The sequence below is a fragment of the Alienimonas chondri genome (assembly GCF_013036045.1).
Lineage (GTDB): Bacteria > Planctomycetota > Planctomycetia > Planctomycetales > Planctomycetaceae > Alienimonas > Alienimonas chondri.
Genome location: NZ_WTPX01000008.1, coordinates 19,408 through 36,118 on the forward strand (window position 1 = coordinate 19,408; position 16,711 = coordinate 36,118).

12 protein-coding genes and 1 pseudogene are annotated in these 16,711 nt (G+C 69.2%); 4 read left to right on the forward strand and 9 right to left on the reverse strand.

Going from position 1 to position 16,711, the window contains the following annotated elements:
- Positions 1-75: 75 nt before the first annotated feature.
- Together LzC2_RS02340 and LzC2_RS02345 are read right to left on the reverse strand one after the other, a co-directional pair.
- Positions 76-1,443, reverse strand: a complete 1,368-nt coding sequence (locus LzC2_RS02340; RefSeq protein ID WP_171183334.1) for a glucose-6-phosphate isomerase — start codon at positions 1,441-1,443, stop codon at positions 76-78.
- Between the two features lie 70 nt (positions 1,444-1,513).
- A complete protein-coding gene (locus LzC2_RS02345) occupies positions 1,514-3,826 on the reverse strand; it encodes a hypothetical protein (RefSeq protein WP_171183336.1) in 2,313 nt (770 codons plus the stop codon).
- A gap of 213 nt (positions 3,827-4,039) precedes the next feature.
- Here LzC2_RS02345 and LzC2_RS02350 point away from each other — a divergent pair, with 213 nt between their 5' ends.
- Positions 4,040-5,791, forward strand: a complete 1,752-nt coding sequence (locus tag LzC2_RS02350) for an alpha-keto acid decarboxylase family protein (RefSeq protein WP_171183338.1) — start codon at positions 4,040-4,042, stop codon at positions 5,789-5,791.
- A 107-nt stretch (positions 5,792-5,898) separates the two neighbouring features.
- On the opposite strand, the gene LzC2_RS02355 is transcribed toward LzC2_RS02350, so the two are convergent.
- Entirely contained in the window at positions 5,899-6,177 is a 279-nt protein-coding gene (locus LzC2_RS02355) for a hypothetical protein (protein ID WP_171183340.1), read from the reverse strand.
- A gap of 580 nt (positions 6,178-6,757) precedes the next feature.
- Positions 6,758-8,047 carry a baeRF7 domain-containing protein gene (locus LzC2_RS02360; protein ID WP_171183342.1) on the reverse strand — a complete coding sequence of 430 codons (1,290 nt, stop codon included), beginning with the start codon at positions 8,045-8,047 and terminating at the stop codon, positions 6,758-6,760.
- A 240-nt stretch (positions 8,048-8,287) separates the two neighbouring features.
- Between LzC2_RS02360 and LzC2_RS02365 the strand changes: the two genes are divergently transcribed.
- Positions 8,288-8,602, forward strand: a complete 315-nt coding sequence (locus LzC2_RS02365; protein WP_171183344.1) for a cupin domain-containing protein — start codon at positions 8,288-8,290, stop codon at positions 8,600-8,602.
- 44 nt (positions 8,603-8,646) lie between these two features.
- Positions 8,647-8,865 carry a hypervirulence associated TUDOR domain-containing protein gene (locus tag LzC2_RS02370; protein WP_171183346.1) on the forward strand — a complete coding sequence of 73 codons (219 nt, stop codon included), beginning with the start codon at positions 8,647-8,649 and terminating at the stop codon, positions 8,863-8,865.
- 39 nt (positions 8,866-8,904) lie between these two features.
- Here LzC2_RS02370 and LzC2_RS22710 read toward each other — a convergent pair whose 3' ends face one another.
- From LzC2_RS22710 to LzC2_RS02385, 3 genes are all read right to left on the reverse strand, one after another.
- Positions 8,905-10,122: an App1 family protein gene (locus LzC2_RS22710; RefSeq protein ID WP_171183348.1), complete on the reverse strand. Its 1,218-nt coding sequence runs from the start codon at positions 10,120-10,122 to the stop codon at positions 8,905-8,907.
- Positions 10,123-10,235: 113 nt separating this feature from the next.
- The gene (locus tag LzC2_RS02380) at positions 10,236-11,147 is read right to left on the reverse strand and encodes a hypothetical protein (RefSeq protein WP_171183350.1); all 912 of its coding nucleotides are present in this window, start codon (positions 11,145-11,147) and stop codon (positions 10,236-10,238) included.
- A 209-nt stretch (positions 11,148-11,356) separates the two neighbouring features.
- Positions 11,357-12,868 carry a hypothetical protein gene (locus LzC2_RS02385; RefSeq protein WP_171183352.1) on the reverse strand — a complete coding sequence of 504 codons (1,512 nt, stop codon included), beginning with the start codon at positions 12,866-12,868 and terminating at the stop codon, positions 11,357-11,359.
- Between the two features lie 105 nt (positions 12,869-12,973).
- On the opposite strand from LzC2_RS02385, the gene LzC2_RS02390 reads away from it, so the two are divergent.
- The gene (locus LzC2_RS02390; protein WP_171183354.1) at positions 12,974-14,146 is read left to right on the forward strand and encodes an FtsW/RodA/SpoVE family cell cycle protein; all 1,173 of its coding nucleotides are present in this window, start codon (positions 12,974-12,976) and stop codon (positions 14,144-14,146) included.
- A gap of 246 nt (positions 14,147-14,392) precedes the next feature.
- Here the strand turns inward: LzC2_RS02390 and LzC2_RS21990 are convergent.
- Positions 14,393-15,043: pseudogene (locus LzC2_RS21990) on the reverse strand (alpha/beta hydrolase); the annotation flags it as partial.
- 219 nt (positions 15,044-15,262) lie between these two features.
- The gene (locus LzC2_RS02395) at positions 15,263-16,705 is read right to left on the reverse strand and encodes a DUF1501 domain-containing protein (protein WP_171183356.1); all 1,443 of its coding nucleotides are present in this window, start codon (positions 16,703-16,705) and stop codon (positions 15,263-15,265) included.
- Positions 16,706-16,711: the final 6 nt, after the last annotated feature.

Sequence of the window (16,711 nt, forward strand, 5' to 3'; positions counted from 1 at the left end):
AGCGGGCAGGCATGAGGCGAGGTTTGGAAACACGGGGGGCGGACGCCCCCCGCTCGCCGGCGGTTCGCGAGCGACTCAGGACGCGGAAAGAATCGCGTTCATATTCCGCTTGTACGCTTCGACGCCCGGCTGGCCGTACGGGTTGATGCCGATCAACCGTCCTTCGACGGTCGTGGCCAGCATCAGCATCTGCAACAACTGGCCGATCGCGTAGGCGTCGATCGTGGGCAGGATGATGTCGGCGGTCGGGCGGCGATCTTCGGCGTAGGCCTGATCGGTGCCCTGCCGGGCGGCGGTCAGCACGTCGAACATCGACTTGCCGGCGTACTTGTTCAGCTCGTCCTGGTTCGCCTCGGAGGAGGGCACCTCCGGGTTCGGGCCGCTGGGGGAATCGGCGTAGAGGTTGTGGATCAGCTTGTCCCGCTTGCCTTCCTGGTGCTGCTGACCGCGGGAGTGCAGGTCGCGGGTGTTGACGACCGTGAGCGGCAGGGCGCCGCGTTCTTTCTTGCCGAGGCTCTCCGCGAGCAACTGGTCGTACCACAGGCCGACCGCTTCGAGGCGATCGCCCCAGGTGGACAGAATCCGCACGTCCATCGAGAGGTGCTTCTCGAACAGGTGGCAGGTCGACACGTAATCGAGCACCGGGTTGTCGCCGGGGTCGGCCGTCTTGAACCGCTCCGTCATGTCCGCGGCGCCTTGCAGCAGGGCGACGACGTCCAGCCCCAGCGCCGCCGCCGGCACGAGACCCACCGCCGAAAGCACGCTGAACCGTCCGCCGACGCCGTCCGGCACGGGGAAGATATCCGCGTAGCCCTTCTCCTCGGCCAACGCCCGCAGCTTGGAGCCAGCGCCGCCGGTCACGGGGATCACCCGTTTCGCCGCGTCGTCGCCGGCGGCCTCTTCCAGCGCCTCGCGGAACAGGCGGAAGGCGAGGGCGGTCTCCAGCGTCCCGCCGCTCTTGGAGATCACCACGATCCCCCAATCCACGCCGCTGTTTTCAAGGTGCTCCAGCAGGCCAGCGGTGACGCCGGGATCGACGTTCTGGCCGCCGTAGTAAAGCTTCGGGCCGTCGCGGTGGCTGGCGGGCTTCTCGTTGTGCAGCGGATCGCCCAGCGCCTCCTGCAACGCCCGCAGCCCCATGTAGCTGCCGCCGATGCCCAGGGAGACGAAGGCGTCGACCTCTTCGCGGAACCGCTCCGTCGCGGCGAGCAGGTCCGCCAACTCGCCGCTGTCTTTCGTCGCCAACAGCTTGGCGGGCAGGTCGATGTAGCCGGCGTCCAACGGCTCCTTGTCAGAAGGAACCTCGCCGCCGGCGTCGAACAGCGCGACGTCCGCGAGGGTCTCCTCGCGGGCCTTCAGCAGGTCGGGCCGCAACGCCTCCGCGGCGTTCGCCGGCAGCAGTTCGAGAGCGGACGAGTTGGAGTAAGAAAGCGGAGCGGGCATCGGTCGAGCGGTCGGCGTGCGGGGACGGCATCATGCCGCCGATCGGCTCGAATCGCCACGGCGGACCGGCTCAGCCTTTGCCCAGCGGCAGCGGTTCGCCGAACGGGGCGGCGGCGCCGCCGTCGGATCCTTTGACCGGGGCGATCGAGGACGGCAACGGCTTCAGGGCGGCGGGGGACTCGAACGCGGGCGGCGGCTCCGCCGGCGTCGCCGTCGACGCGGGACCGGCCGCTTGTTCGAACGCGGCGTTGCGGACGGTGCGGCGGATCTCGTCCGTCGCCGAGCGGGCGTGGGCCGGGATCACGCCGGACGGGTCGGTCATGCGCTCGGCGGGCGCATCGAATCCCGCGGGCTGGATGGCCGGGTCGATCATCCGCGTCGGCTCCGGCCCGTTCGGCAGGGGAGCGGCGCCGTCCGATTCGGGAACCGGGCGGGGCGAGAAGTTCGCGGCGATCATCAGCGAGCCGTCGGCCATCTGCTCGCGAATCGCCTGTTTCAAAGCGACGCGGGCGTCCGGGTGCACGCCGGAGACCAGTTCCACGTCATCCGCCACCAGGCGACCCTGTTCGCGGACGAGGTGCAGGACGACGCCGTCGGTCGGCGTGCCGTAGTGCAGTTCGCAGCGGGCGCCCTCGCCCCGGGACAGCGGCGTGGCCTTCGTGAGCGAGCCGGACATCTTCTTCGCCGCGACGGCCGCGGCCGGCGGCACCTCACGCAACTGATGCCACACGAGCCGGTTGAACGCCCCGCTGCTGTTTTTGTTCAATCCGGACAGATCGCCGTTCGCCAGGCTCCGGGAGAAGGCGCGGGCGGGCAGCATCAGGGAGCAGGTCTGTTTGAAGCTCTCGGGGAGATCCAGCGACGGGGCGAGCATGTCGTCCACCTTCGAGGCGCCGCGTTCCTCTTTCAGCACGAAGGTCCGCGGCCCGGCGGCGGTTTCCATCGTGATCTCCGTGACCGGGCCGGCGTGCATCTCGGTCAGCACCTTCCCGGTCGCTCCCGCGGCGGCGTCGGCCAGCGGCAGGGCGGCGAGATCGCTCTGCTCGATCTGATTCCAGACCGTCGACGACAGTTCCCGCGTGCTGCTGGCCTTGAGCGCGTGCAGATCGCCCGCGGCGGCGGCGGCGGCGAAAGAGGCGACCGCGGCCCGGGCCGTGAAGATCGTGGAAAGCTGCCGTTGTTCCCCGTCGCCGGTGCGAATCGTCACCTTCTCCACGAGGAAGGCGCCGGTGCGGCGGTCGTCGTCGAAGCGGTTGGGGTCGGTGAGGTCCAGCGTGTAGATGCCGGCGTCGGTCGTGACGACCACTTCGGCCCGGTCGCCGTGGATCTGGAAGCTGCTGTCGCCGTCGAGGTCCGCGGCGGTGGGCAGCGGCACGCCGGCCAGGTCCGCGGTCCGCAGGCAGCCGTTGAACAGCGTCGGGGCGACGGTGGCCTCCAAGCCCTCCAGATCGCCGGCGGCGTATGAGTCGAGGAACCGCGAGACGCCGGTCAGCGCCACGCAGGTGCGCTCGAGACTGGGGATCTTCGGCCCGTTCCCCCGGTTCTCCGCGGCGGCGTCCTTCACCAACCAAGCCTCGCCGCGTTTCTCCAGGCTGATCAGCAGCGTGTAGCCGCGACCAGCGAACTGAACGGCGGCTTCGTCGTCGTCCATCTCGGTCTTCGGCGTGAGGTTGTCGACCCGCTCGGCATTGACCACCCAGCCGGCCAGTTCAGTCAGCCGGGACTCCGGCAGAGCGGACAGTTCCTGACGCAATTCCGGCGTGACGACGGCCAGCCGTTCGTCATGCGTGCCGGTTCCCCACGCCTGCGTGAAGCCCCGCACGGCGGCAAGCAATTCCAACTGCTCCGTGACGCTCATCACGGCCTTCACGCCGCCGTTGGTCTGCTTCAGCAACACGTCGTCCACGAGCCATCGACCGGCGTCCGCCCGCACCAGCTTGTAGCGCGCCTGCCGCGTCGGCGGGGGCGTCTCCACGATGACCAGGCACTCCGGCATGTCGGGGTTCTTCCAGTCTTCCTCCGCCACTTCGGTGACCGCGACGACCTTCAACTCTTCCTTCGGCAAACGAAGCAACCGCAAGTCTTGGATTGCGGTGTCGTGATTGAGCGCGGTTTTGCGGAACTTGTCCGTCGTGGCGCCTTCGAGATCCGCGAGGCTCTCCGCGGTCAGGGCGTCGCCGAACCGGCGGACGGCCCGTTGCTCCGCCAGATTGCGGCAGCCGGCGGTCCACAGGCTCGCCCCGGCGACCAGCAGCAGGGCGAGGGCGGCGAATCGCGAACCCCCGCGATTGGTCTCCGCAGGCGCCGACTCCGTGGGCGCCGTTTCCGCGGGCGACGGGCGATCGCTGTGCGTGCGTCCGGGGCGGGACTGGGGTGCGAGCATGGCGTGGCGGGCGCGCAAGAGCGGGGCGAACGAACGAACGGCAGCGGCGTCGGGTGTCGCACTGCTCCGCCGCCGCGGTCAAGACGGGTCCGGCGGGCCGCCCCCGAATCGCAGGCCCGAAGGCGCTCCGTCGCCCCCTTGGAGGCCGCCCTCCCCGGGGCGTGCGTCCCGGTTAGAATGGCTCATCCGCCCCTCCCCAAACGGAGCGCTCCGATGGCCGCCTCAGCAGACGCCGGTTCCCCCACGGCCAAGCCAAGCGGGGGGAAGAAGCGATCGACCGGCGACCGCGTCGTCGCCGACGTGCAGCTGCCCATGGCGGACCTGACGGTGCCGCCGAACAGCATCGGCGGATACCTGATCCGTCGCTTGCAGGACTACGGCGTCCGGGACGTATTCGGCATCCCCGGCGATTTCGTGTTGCAGTTCTACGGCATGCTCGAAGGGAGCGACCTGCGGGTGATCGGGGCGACGCGGGAGGACAACGCCGGCTACGCCGCCGACGCCTACGCCCGGGTGCACGGCATGGGGGCGTTGTGCGTGACCTACTGCGTCGGCGGGCTGTCGGCCTGCAACAGCGTCGCCGGGGCGTTCGCGGAGAAAAGCCCCGTGGTCGTCATCACCGGCTCGCCCGGGGTGAAGGAACGGGAGAGCGATCCGCTGCTGCATCACCGCGTCCGCGACTTCACGACCCAACGCGACGTGTTCGAGAAGATCACCGTCGCCGGGACGGTGCTGGACGATCCGCTGACAGCGTTTCGGGAGATCGACCGCTGTCTCGCCGCCGCGGACCGGTTCAAACGCCCGGTCTACATCGAACTGCCCCGCGACATGGTCCGGGTGGAGCCGCCGTACCCGCATGAACCGCGAAAGGAGGAGCAGAAGAGCGACCCCGACGCGCTCGCCCACGCCCTCGCCGCCGCCAAGGCGATGATCGACGCGGCCCAGAAGCCCGTCATCGTCGCCGGCGTCGAGATGCACCGCTTCGGTCTGCGGGAGGAAGTGGAGAAGCTGGCCGAGGCCCACGAGATCCCGATCTGCTCCACTCTGTTGGGGAAGAGCGCCGTGTCGGAGGTCCACCCGCTGCACGTCGGCGTGTACGAGGGCGCGATGGGCCGGCCGAGCGTGACGGAGTACGTGGAGGACAGCGACTGCGCGATCCTGCTGGGGACGTTCATGTCGGACATCAACCTCGGCATCTTCACCGCCCGCCTCGACCCGGGCCGGTGCGTCTACGCCACCAGCGAGGCCCTCCGGGTGGGCCACAGCCACTTCCACGACGTCCGGCTGACGGACTTCGTGGAAGCGTTGGCGGCCGCGGATCTCTCGCCGCAGAAGCGACCGCTGCCCAAGGAACGCGGCAGCGTGCATGACGGCTTCCAACTCGAACCGGACGCCGCCCTGACCACCAGACAGCTGTTCGGCCGGGTGAATCAACTTCTCGACGAGGAGGAGCTGGTCGTCGTCGCCGATGTGGGCGACTGTCTGTTCGGGGCCAGCGATCTCACGATCAAGAAACACACGGAGTTCCTCTCCCCCGCCTACTACACCAGCATGGGCTTCGCCGTGCCCGCGAGCGTCGGCGTGCAGGCGGCGAACCGCGAACATCGCCCGTTGGTGCTGGTCGGCGACGGGGCCTTTCAGATGACCTGTCTGGAACTCGCGACCGGCCTGAAGCTGGGCTTCAACCCGATCGTCATCGTCCTCAACAACCACGGTTACACGACCGAGCGGTTCCTCGCGGAAGGACCGTTCAACGATATCCCCAACTGGACCTATCACCGCCTGCCCGACCTGCTGGGCGGCGGATGGGGCTTCGAGTGCCGAACCGAAGGCGACCTCGACAAGGCGCTGAAGGCGGCGCTGCCGAACCGGGACGGCTTCACGCTGATCAACTGCCACCTCGATTCGCTCGACGTCAGCCCGGCGTTGATCCGGCTGGGCGAACGGATGTCGGAGGTGGTGTAGCGGGGAAGCCTCAAGGCCAAGGAATCAAGAACCAAAGGCGTTGCCGCATCGAAGACGTCTCGAGAGCCAGGCTTGGTTCTTGAGGTCTTGGTCTTGGGATTTCTTCTTCACGCGAACCGCTCGCCGATCTCCGACGCCAGCGCGTCGCGGCGGTCGGCGTCGCAAACGAGGAACAGTTTGACGACGCCGGTGCCGCTGTAGCCGTTCAGATGCAGTCCGGCGTCGGTCGCTCGGCGGACCGCCAACGTGCCGGGCGGACGCTTGTGGCGACAGGCTTCGGACAGCCCCAGCACCACCTTCCGCACGCCGGGGCGGTTCTCCAGCCAGCCCACGGTGCGCTTCAATCCTTTGGAGAGCGACTGGTGCTTGCCGCGTTTGCCGGACATCGGACGCGACGGATCAGGGGAGGGAAGCCGCCCGTCGGTCCGGTGGCGCCGGTTGTGCGGGCGGAGGGGGAAGACTCCTGCATTGTAGGTGTCGGCCGACTGACGCGGAGGATTCGGCCCGACCGATGCCGCAGGGGTGTTCCCCTTCGATCCGCACCGCCGCTGTAACCGGAGGCGCCCCCGCCGCCCAGAAGTCCTCCTGATGGCCGGCCTGTGCGTCGCGTCGCTTGGGGGGTGCGTTTGCCATGGGGCATACACCACCTGTCGCAAGACGGTGGAGCGGCATCCCCTGCGGGGGAATCAGGCCGTCATGACGGTCTCCGGCCAGATCCCGCCGCCCGCCCGCGAGGTGCATCACGCTCGGTTGAACCACGGCGCCCCGAGACGGCATCAGCCGCCCGGCCCGGCGTTTCCCTGGCTGCCGGGCGCCGTCGGCTGGGCAGTGGCTCGAACCTGCGACGCCGGTCATACCATCGGCTGTGCGCTCGACGGCGCCAAGTCGCTGTTGGAGAAGGCAGACGCCGCTCGGGGGGATGCGATTCCCCCCGGCGGCGTCGGGACGGGCGATCCGGAGCCGTGCTCAGCTCCCGTCGGCGGCGGCGCTGATTTTGATCTCGGCCGGCTGGAGGGGATACCGGAAGGAGGCGGCGATCATGGACTCCCCGGGCATCCGATCGCGGGGGAGCACGAAGACCCGTCCGCCGGAGCCGACGACGTCGCCCGCGGCGACGCTCAGTAGGTTCACCGCGGCCGGATCGAGACTGCGGGGCGGTTCGGGGTCCGCGGCCCGCTCGCCTTCCGCGACGAACAACGTCTCGACGCGGCCGATCTTCGCGGCTTCGAGAATCGTGGGCAGATCGTCCGACCGCAGCCCGGGGTCCTTCTCCGCGTACGCCTCCCGCTCCCGATCCGCGGGGGCCTGGAAGAACGCCTCCGCCAGCGGCCACGCCTTGGCGTGCAGCTCGTTGGCGCTCAGCGCGTCGACGTTGCCGTGGATCGCGTCCGGGAGCAGGTTGGGGTAGCTCCAGGCCTCCTTCAGCATCGGGAACAGATAGTCCACGCCGGCGAAAATGACCGGCGGATTGAACGTGCCCGGCGGCACCGGGTCGCTGCTGTGCTCCCGCGGGGTGGGATCGCGGAAGAACTCCTCCAGACCGGCGCCGATCCGCCGGAAGTACTCCGTCAGTTCCTGCTGCTTGACGGTGCTCTGGTTGCCGGCACCGTGCCCGTGGTAGTTCGCCTGCCCGCCCACGTCGCCGCCGACGCCGCTGGACTTGTTGCTTCGCAGGCCGAGATAGCCCTGATATTCGTCGATGTTCAGCGCGTCGCGGAGGTTCTCCGGCAGGGCGTCCGGGTGCCGTTCCATCACGGCCGATCGCGTGCCCTCCAACAGCCGGACGTGATTCTGGCTGACGGTCAGCACGAAGAATCGCCCTTCGCCGTGCACCAGCGGGATCAGCGGGAGCGCCTCGAAGCGGTCGCCCAGGGCCACACGTTCCGGCACGCCGCAGGGGAGGCGGAACGTCTTCAGAGCGCCTTCGGACTTCCCGTCGTCCTCCGCGGGCGGGGTGAGGAACAAGGCCAGTCCCTCCGCCTGTCGCTGCCAGAACAGGTCGTCGGTGCGGAGGGCGTGCAGCGGGGCGAGAGCGTGTTGCAGGCGAACGCCCGTGAAGCCGGATTCCTTCAGCAGTCGTTCCGCCTCTCCGACGAGGTTCTTGAATCGGATCGCGTCCTCCCGGAGTCCGTCCGCGCCGCTGCGATGCGTGGGCATCGTGAGGGTCAGCCGCGGGCCCGGATGGTCAGACGAGGCGGGGGCGACGAGTTCGCGGACGGTCTCGCGGGTGACGGGATCGATCGGAGCGACGTTCATGAGCCGAATCCTGACTGAGGGGAGCGAACGAATGAGTCTTCACGGTGACGCCCAACGGCTCAACCGACCTCGGAGTGTTCCTGATCGCCGCGCCCGGCGATCCCCGCAGAGTTCCCAACCGGCCGCCCGGCGGGGTGGGGACGCTCCCGAATCCCGCTTCCCCGCTTGCCCCGGATCGCCATGCCGCCGGCGGGGGATTCAATCCCGTCCCCAATCCTCCCTTCTCAAAAGCGCTTCGCCATGTCTGCTTCTCTCGTCTCCGCTGACGCCGCTCCGACCGGCCCGGACGGCCAGAAACTGCTCGCTGCGGGCGAGCGCGTCGCCCTGCGCCTCTGGGACGAAGGACCGACGCCGGGGCAGGGTCCGCACGCCCATCCCTACGAAACGGTCGGCTACGCGCTGGAGGGCGAAGCGACCCTCACGATCGACGGCGCCGAGACGAAGCTCACGCCGGGCCTCTCCTGGGTCGTGCCCGCGGGCGCCGAGCACTTCTACAGCGTCTCCGGCCATTTCAAGGCGATCGAGGCCACCAGCCCCCCGGCTCGCTCGAACTGAACTCGCGGCTCTCTTCCCCCTCCCTCCGGCAGGCGTTCGATCCCATGAGCAAGAGCTACTCCAAAGGCACGAAGGTCAAATGGAAGTGGGGCGACGGTTGGGGCCACGGGACCGTCGACGAAGTCTTCACCTCCAAGGTCACCCGCACGATCCAGGGCAACGAAGTGACCCGCAACGCCAGCGACGACGAGCCCGCTTACATGATCGAAACCGACGACAGCCGGGCGTTGAAGTCGCATAGCGAAGTGCGGAAGGACTCCTGACGCCCAGCGGCGGCTCGTTGCGAGGGGCGGAGCGGACGCTCAGACGGTTTCCTGGCGTTCGGCCGACTCGCCGGTCGCATCGAGGCGGTCGCCGCGGCGGTCCTCCCGAATCGCGGGCAGATGAGCCGCGTCGATCAGTCCGAGTTGGGCGGCGTGGTTCGCGGCGGCGACGGTGTCCGGCACGAGTTTCATCGGCACCCCGTCGGCCGTGACCTCCCTCGCGATCCGCCGGACGTCGAATCGCGTCCGGTCGCGGACGTCTCGAATGTAAATCGCTTTCACGCGGCCGGGATGTCGCGCGACCGCGTCGCGGTACAGCTTCGGATCGTCCTGGCCGCTGTCTCCGATCAGCACGAAGGGCAGGTCGCCCGTAGAGGCGAAGATCCGCTCGATTTTCTCCAGCTTGTGTCCGTGGCCGCCCGCGATGAACTGGTTGGCATCGATGCCCAGATCCCGCAGCAGGATCGGCCCGTCCGGCAGTCCGTTGACCCGCAGGAACACGCGGAACAGTTCGTACAGGTTCCAGGCGCTGCTGGAGACGTAGTAGATCGGGTTGGGCGGGACGACGGGATCGATGTCCGGGTCCCGCGAGGTCGGCGATTCGGCCCAATCGCTGTGCGTGCCGGCGGCCAACGCGTTGTAGAAGGCGCTGACGCCCTCGAACGGCAAACGTGTTCGGGCGTTCTTCAGCAGCGTCAGTCGGGCGATTTTCCAGAAATTACTGGCGTAGGAGCGGATGACGGTGTCGTCCATATCCGAGATCACCCCGAATTGGGCGGTCGCGGAGGGCACGAGGTTGAACGACGTCGCCTGAACCGGCCCCGCCTGCCGAATCGCCTGCGGGGGGAGCGACAGCGTCGCGGTGTGAAAGGCGCCGTCGGGCAGCGCCTCGGCGAAGCGGTAGCGGAATTCGAAATACCCCTCTTCGTCCGTCAATGCGGTTTGCCGCCGACCGTGGAACTCGCAGGCGATCCGGCAACCGCTGACTTCGTCCGTCTGCCAATGGCGGTACATCGACCGCATGTTCTGCCACCAGGAATGATCCTCCTCCGGGTCCGCGATCGGCTTATCCTCCAACACGCGACCGCTGACGCGCAGGTCGTTCGGCGATCCGAAGCCGCGATAGGTCTGGATTCTCAGCGGCCGCCGGAACCCGACGAGCGCCTTGAGGTTCCGCTTGGCCGATTCATACCGACCCTCCACGATTTGCGCGGCGCGTTTGAGCTGGTCGGCGGAGGGGAGCGAGCCGTGCGGCACGGGGCGGGGCGGCGGGCGAAGAGCGGGGAGGAAAGCAGACGATAGAACAGCGCCGCCCGCCGTGCCCCCGGTCGGGAGCGAGGCGGGCGACGAGTTCGTGCGACGCAGTCGGTTCAGCGGGGTTTCGCGGAACTCTCCGGTCCGTCGTTCGACTCATCGCTCGGCACGGGGGCGACGTGCGTGCCGCCGATGCTGCGGTGGCCGGGTTCGGCGTTCGTCGGGTCGTCCGCATCCGGGTCCGAGCCGCCCGGCCCGGTATGCACTTCCGAGGTCTGCATCTCACGCAGCGTGCGTGCGAAGCTGATCTCTTCCGCTTCCTCCTCCGGATGCCGCAGCAGATTGCGGACGGCGGGATCGACCAGTCCGTCCAGCCAATCGCCCAGCCGCATCTCCCCCGGGCGTTCGAGGAACTCGTCGTAGGCGGTGAGGTAGACCTCCTCCATCACGTCCGCGATCGGCAATCGGGCGCCGATCTCGCGGTCGAGACTCGGATACCGCTGCACCCACCGCCCCACGCGATCGCGCAGCGATCCGTCGAACCCGGCCATCTCCTGCCGAAACGCCAGATAGTCCCGGGCGTGAATCGCCCTCTCCAAGGCATCGAGCTCCGGCTGCACGTCCGGGGTGACCTGCTGAATCGTCCCCTCGGCCAACTTGGCCCGGCGGTTGTCCTGCGTCTCCATGCGATCCTTGTAGGCCTTCAACTTGGAGACCAGCTTGCGGATGCACTTCTGATAGGCCGGATGGGCGACGCTGTCGTGTTCGCCGGTGAACAGGATGCGTCCCGACGTGACCAAACTGGTTTTGACGTGATATTCCTGGCTGTGCTCGAACCAGGCGATGGTGACGTGCAGGTCGGAGACGGGCATCTCCTCGGTCAGCTTGGCGAGGGCGTCGAGATCCTTCTCCATTTTTCGGATCTCGCCCGGGCCGAACGAGCAGCCCTTCGTATCCAGTTCGAGCTTGAGGTTATAGCTTTCGTCGCTGTAGCGATCGGCGGTCGGTGCGGTGGCGGCGGCGGTCATGACGGACGGGCCTGACAGTGATGCGAGCAAGTGGTCAGCGTCGCCGGCGAACGGCGGCGGCAATAAGATTCGATAAACAAAGGGGCAACTCGCATGCCGACGGCCCCCGGCGCCGTCAAATCGACCAGTCAGGCGACGCCTGAACCGCATCTTGGGCGCCGGACTGGCGCTCCTGCGGGCCCATGTCGGACGGGCGCCGCCCATCAGCGTCACGGCCCGGCCATCGGCTGCACACGGTCGAAAATCACCGCCGTTCCGTCCCGATAGACCTCTCTCCACCGGGGGGACGCGGACGCCTCGGAGATCAACCGGCGCTGGTCTTGGACCGAGAGCATCAGCGTGGTCGCGTCGTATCGGTCCAGCTTCGCCTTCCAGCCCGGGTCCGCCCTGGAGATCGCTAGGGCGTCGTTCCAGACCGTCGGGGGGGTAAGATGCGCGTGCGAACCGACGAAGATCCGCACGTTCGGCGGCCCGGCGAGCAGCAGGAAGTCCCCGAACGCGTGGGCGTTGAACACCTGACCGGCGGGGGGATGCTCGCGCAGATAGGCCGTTGCCCGCACCGGCGTGCCGTGAGCCAAGCAGCCGGCGCCGGCGTACTGCCCGGCGGCGATCCGCCAGGTCGGCACGCTCGCCGCCGTGCCGATGACCAGCCCGACCGCCCACGCCCCGATCCACCAGCGCCGCTCGTGCGCCGGACGGGCCGCCGAACCGGCCGCCGGCCGTGGCCGCTGCGAAAAGGCGGAGAGATGGGCCGCGAGGGAGATCGCCGCCGGTCCCGCCCACCAGAGCAGCCAACGGCTCGTCCGGCAGGCGGCCAGCCCGAAAGTGACGAGCAACAACGCTTCCCCCCAGCCGATCCGCCGCGGGCTGAGGAGCGCCGCGATCGCCGTCAGGGCCGCCGCGACGACGAAGACCCACGTCTGATTCATCGCCCAAGTCAGCGGGCCCCATTCGATCACGTCCTCGAGATTGGGATGCCGGCCGAACGTCAACGCCTCGACGAACGCCCCCGGCCCCAGCGGATTGAGGCAACACGCCGCCGCACACAGGGCGATCAGCCCCGCACCCCTCCGTACTCGATCGCTCCGCCACGCGGCGCCGCGCAGCCGGCCGGCTCGGTCGAGCCAATCGGCGGCGAGCCAGACCAGCCCGATCGGCCAACTGCCGTGCAGGTTCGTCCACAGGGCGAAGACGATCGGCAGCCCGAGCCAGCGCCAGCCCGGCCGTCGCGGGATCGGCGTGACGGCGGTCAGTCCGGCGAACAGGGCGACGCCGATCGTCTGCGGACGCAGGATCTGCGGCCCCAGCGGATCGACCCATGGGGCGAATGCGAACAGCTGAAACCAGGCGATCGCCAAGAACGCCGTTCCCGCGAGGATCCCCGCCCACGCGACTCGTCCCCGCTTCCGAGCGGCGACGCCGAACAGGCCGACCGTGATCGCCACCAGCAGTCCGCCGGCCAATCGCAGCCCCTCCGGCCCCGCGGCGTCGTACAGCAGCGAACCCGCCACGCCGGCCAGCCAGGCGAAATTGACGAAGGGCACCCCTTCGCACAGGGGCATCAGCGGTTCCGTCGCCGGCACTTCGCCCGCGGCTCGAACCTGCCGACCGTAGGCGAGATGCGCCCAGACGTCTGAGTGATAGAGCGGTCGCGCCGCCGTCGTCGCCAGCGTCGCTGCGAGCAGCCCAGCGACGACGACGGCGGCGACGCGGCTGTTCACGGCGTCAGTTTACGGGAACCCCGCCCGAAGCAACTTCGCCCCCGAACCGCCGTTCGCGGATCAAGCCGCGGCGATTAGAATCCGGCCACTCCTCGAAGGCGTCCCGTGTCCCCCATCCTCTGGTCCCGCGTTCCCTGGCCGACGGCGCTGAGCGCCGTTGCGCTGACCGGGATCGGCCTCCTCGCGATCGGTCGCGGGGACGTGCTGGCCGGCGTCTCGGATGTGGGAGCGGGCTACGCGGCGAAGCAACGGGTCTGGGCGGCGTTCGCGGCGATCGCCTGCCTCGCGACGGCGGCGATCCCGCCGAAGATGTTGAAGTCGATCGCCCTGCCGGCGTTCGCCGCGGCGATCGGGCTGCTGATCCTCGTCTACGCCTTTCCCGCGCGGAACGGGTCGCGGCGGTGGATCCCGCTGGGCCCCGTCCTGCTGCAACCGTCCGAGTTCGCCAAGCTCGCCGTGTTGCTGGCGCTGGCCCGCTATCTGTCGCACCGCCGCGATCACCGCACGGTGCTCGGCCTGATCCCGCCGTTCTTGCTGACCGTCGTGCCTGTCGGGCTCATCCTGAAGGAGCCCGACCTCGGCACGTCGCTGGTCTTTCTGCCGATGCTGGGGGCCGTGCTGGTTGCCAGCGGCGCCCGCGGATCGCACCTCGGCGCCGCGGCCGCGCTCGGGCTCGCCTGCCTGCCCGTGCTGTGGCTGGGCATGAGCGCGGAGCAGCGCAGTCGCGTGACCGCCGTCTTCACGCAGCATTCGCTCGAAGAACTCAGCGAACCGGCCCCCCGCGGCGACGGCTATCACCTCCATCGTTCAAAGCAGGTGCTGGCCCTCGGCGGAGCGGGGGGCAGCGCCGGGTGGTTCGGCACGGCGGAGGAAGCGGCCGACGCCCGTGTCTCCCTGCAACTGCCCGCGGCCCGGACCGACTTCATCTTCTGCCTCGTCGCGGAGCGATTCGGCCTGCCGGGAACGCTGAGCGTGCTGGGCCTGTTCGGCCTGCTGACGACGGGCTGCCTGCGGGTCGCGGCCCGTTGCGGCGACCCGTTCGGCCGGATGACAGCGACCGGCGTCGGGGCGTTGTTCGGCACGCAGGCGGTCATCAACACCGCGATGACCGTCGGCCTGATGCCGATCACGGGGCTCGCGCTACCGCTCGTCTCCTACGGAGGCAGCAGTCTCGTCGCCTGCGGGGCGGCGGTCGGGCTGGTAATCGGGGTGGCGATCCGCGATCGGGTGGAGGTCCGCCCGGACCCCCTCCACTTCGGCCCCCGGTTCGATTGCTGACGGATCGTCCGCGCACGCCGGCTCGTCGCACCGCTGGCGAACGACCGCGAGCAGCGCCTCCCACAGCGGCAGGATCGCGGGGAACGCCGCGGTGCCGACGGCGAAGTGCGTGACGCCGGGGACGGTGTGCAGGCTCGTCCAGCCGCGGGTCTTCAGCCGGTGCAGCTCCTCGACCTGATCGCCCAACGTGTAGCGGTCGCCCTTCTCCCCGGCGGCGAACAGGATCGGCCGCTCCTCGTCCCTCACCACGTCGCGCAGTTCCGTTTCGTCGAAACTCAGCCCGGCTCGGCGGACGGCTTCCATGACGCCCAGCATCAACCACCGCTCCGCGATCCGCGGGGCCGCCATGCCGCGGAACCACCGCACGCCCCGCCGCAACGAGATCATCGGGGCCAGCGCCAGGCACCCGGCGACCCGCGGTTCGGCCCGCTTGCGATCCTCCGCGAGGTGGGCCAGCACGGTCACGGCGCCGGTGCTGAACCCGACCGTGACGACCGGCGGATCGAACCAACCTCGCTCCACGGCGAGGTCGATCAGCACGTCGACGTCGTGCCGTTCTTTCACCCCGAAGGTGACGAACGGCCCGCCGCTGTCGCCGTGATGCCGGAGGTCGACGAGCAACACCGGATGCCCCAATCCGGCGAGCGTGCGGGCCACATCGGCGTGGGTCTCCTTCGTCTCCATCCACCCGTGGAAATGCACGACGCCGGCCCGCCGCGGCACGCCGGCGGCGGGCGGCAGGTAGCAGTACCCGATCGGCACGCCGTCCGCGGCGAGCGTTCTCCCGTAGCTCGCCCCGTCGTTCTGCAGGCGGGGCCGCTGACGTTTGCGGGTCAAGCTGAACCGCGTGAGCCACGGCAATCGCAGCATCTGCCGACCGACCCACACGCCGATCATGTGGCCGAACCCGGCCCGCTTGCGGATCCGCTGGACGCTGCGGACCTCCTCCGCAGCGACCGGCGGCTCGTCCGGCTCGCGGTCGGCGACGACCTCGGCGGGGGAGGGGGGTTCGCTCACGCGGGGAGTGTAGGCGAGCGGCGGGCGTCAGCCCGCTGAGATTTGTCTCGAAGGGTCGCTGGAGACAGTGCGCTCAGGGGGCGGACGCCCCCCGCTCGCCTATGCCAACAACTCCTCGATGACCTTCCCGCCGAATTGCGAGAGCTGTTTGAAGCGGCCGGAACTGAAGTACGTCAGCCGGTTGTCGTCCAAGCCGAGCAGGTGCAGCAGCGTGACGTGCAGATCGCGGATGGGATGCACGCACTCGACGGCTTCGGCGCCCAATTCGTCGGTCGCCCCGATCGTGTGCCCGGCCTTCACGCCGCCGCCGGCCATCCAGATCGTCATCGCTTTGGCGTTGTGGTCGCGGCCGTAAGCGATCCCCCCGCGGGGCGAATTGTCCGGCGAACGGCCGAACTCGCCCGTCCAGACGACTAACGTCTCGTCCAACAGATTGCGACGTTTCAGGTCCGTCAGCAGCGCCGCGATCGGGCGATCGACCTGACGGATCAGGTTCCCGTGCGCCCGGGCGAGCTGATCGTGCGAGTCCCAGGTGCCGTGATAGAGCTGCACGAACCGCACGCCGCGTTCGACCAGCCGACGGGCGAGCAGGCACTTTCGCCCGAAAGCGTCGGTGTCCGTCGCGTCGACGCCGTAGAGGTCCTTCGTCGCCTGATCCTCGCCGTCGATGTCGATCAGCCCCGGCACGCGGGCCTGCATGCGGAAGGCGAGTTCGTAGCTCTCCACCCGGGCGGCGAGCGTCTGGGCGAAGGGATCGTCCGCGGCGATCCGATCCGCGGCGTGGCGCCGGTTCAACTCCGCCAGCAGATCAAGATTGCGACGTTGATGATCCCGCGTAATCCCCTCCGGCGGGGCGAGGTTCAGAATCGGCGATCCCTCCGCCCGCAGCGGGGTGCCCTGATAGTGGGCCGGCAGGAAGCCGTTCCCCCAGTTCGCGGCGCCGCCCTGCGGATGGCTGACCTCCGGGAGCACCACGAAAGCCGGCAGGTCGGCGTTCTCCGAGCCCAGGCCGTACGTCACCCAGGAACCCACCGCCGGGTCGCCGCCGAAGCGGTTGCCGGTGTTGATGTGGGCCATCGCGGTCGGGTGATTGACGCTCTCCGCCTGACAGCCGCGATAGAAGCAGAGGTCGTCCGCCACCCCGGCCAGGTGCGGCCAGTTCGTGCCCATGTCGGCGCCGCTCTCGCCGGCCTTCATGAACTGGAACGGGCTTTCGACGTAGTACCGCTTGCCGGAGGCCATGGCGCTTTTCTGCTCGCCGCCGGCCTGAAACTCTTGGAGGTGCACGTCCCGGAGCTTCGGCTTGGGATCGAACGTGTCGATCTGGCTCGGTCCGCCCTCCATCGTGAGGAAGATGCACCGCTTGGCTTTCGCCGGAAAATGCGGCGGCTTCGGAGCCGTCGGCCCGTCGCCCGCCGTGGCCGAGGGCGCCTTGGCTCCGAACCCCTCGTCCGCCAGCAATGCGGACAACGCCAGCCCGCCCACGCTCGCGCCCAGCGAGAACAGGGCGTCGCGACGAGGCAGGGCGAGGGGAGACGCCATCGGCGA

Excerpts from the sequence above, each read along its gene's own strand:
- LzC2_RS02340 (WP_171183334.1), bottom strand. The coding sequence starts at position 1,443 with ATGCCCGCTCCGCTTTCTTACTCCAACTCGTCCGCTCTCGAACTGCTG.
- LzC2_RS02345 (WP_171183336.1), bottom strand. The coding sequence starts at position 3,826 with ATGCTCGCACCCCAGTCCCGCCCCGGACGCACGCACAGCGATCGCCCG.
- LzC2_RS02350 (WP_171183338.1), top strand. The coding sequence starts at position 4,040 with ATGGCCGCCTCAGCAGACGCCGGTTCCCCCACGGCCAAGCCAAGCGGG.
- LzC2_RS02355 (WP_171183340.1), bottom strand. The coding sequence starts at position 6,177 with ATGTCCGGCAAACGCGGCAAGCACCAGTCGCTCTCCAAAGGATTGAAG.
- LzC2_RS02360 (WP_171183342.1), bottom strand. The coding sequence starts at position 8,047 with ATGAACGTCGCTCCGATCGATCCCGTCACCCGCGAGACCGTCCGCGAA.
- LzC2_RS02365 (WP_171183344.1), top strand. The coding sequence starts at position 8,288 with ATGTCTGCTTCTCTCGTCTCCGCTGACGCCGCTCCGACCGGCCCGGAC.
- LzC2_RS02370 (WP_171183346.1), top strand. The coding sequence starts at position 8,647 with ATGAGCAAGAGCTACTCCAAAGGCACGAAGGTCAAATGGAAGTGGGGC.
- LzC2_RS02380 (WP_171183350.1), bottom strand. The coding sequence starts at position 11,147 with ATGACCGCCGCCGCCACCGCACCGACCGCCGATCGCTACAGCGACGAA.
- LzC2_RS02395 (WP_171183356.1), bottom strand. The coding sequence starts at position 16,705 with ATGGCGTCTCCCCTCGCCCTGCCTCGTCGCGACGCCCTGTTCTCGCTG.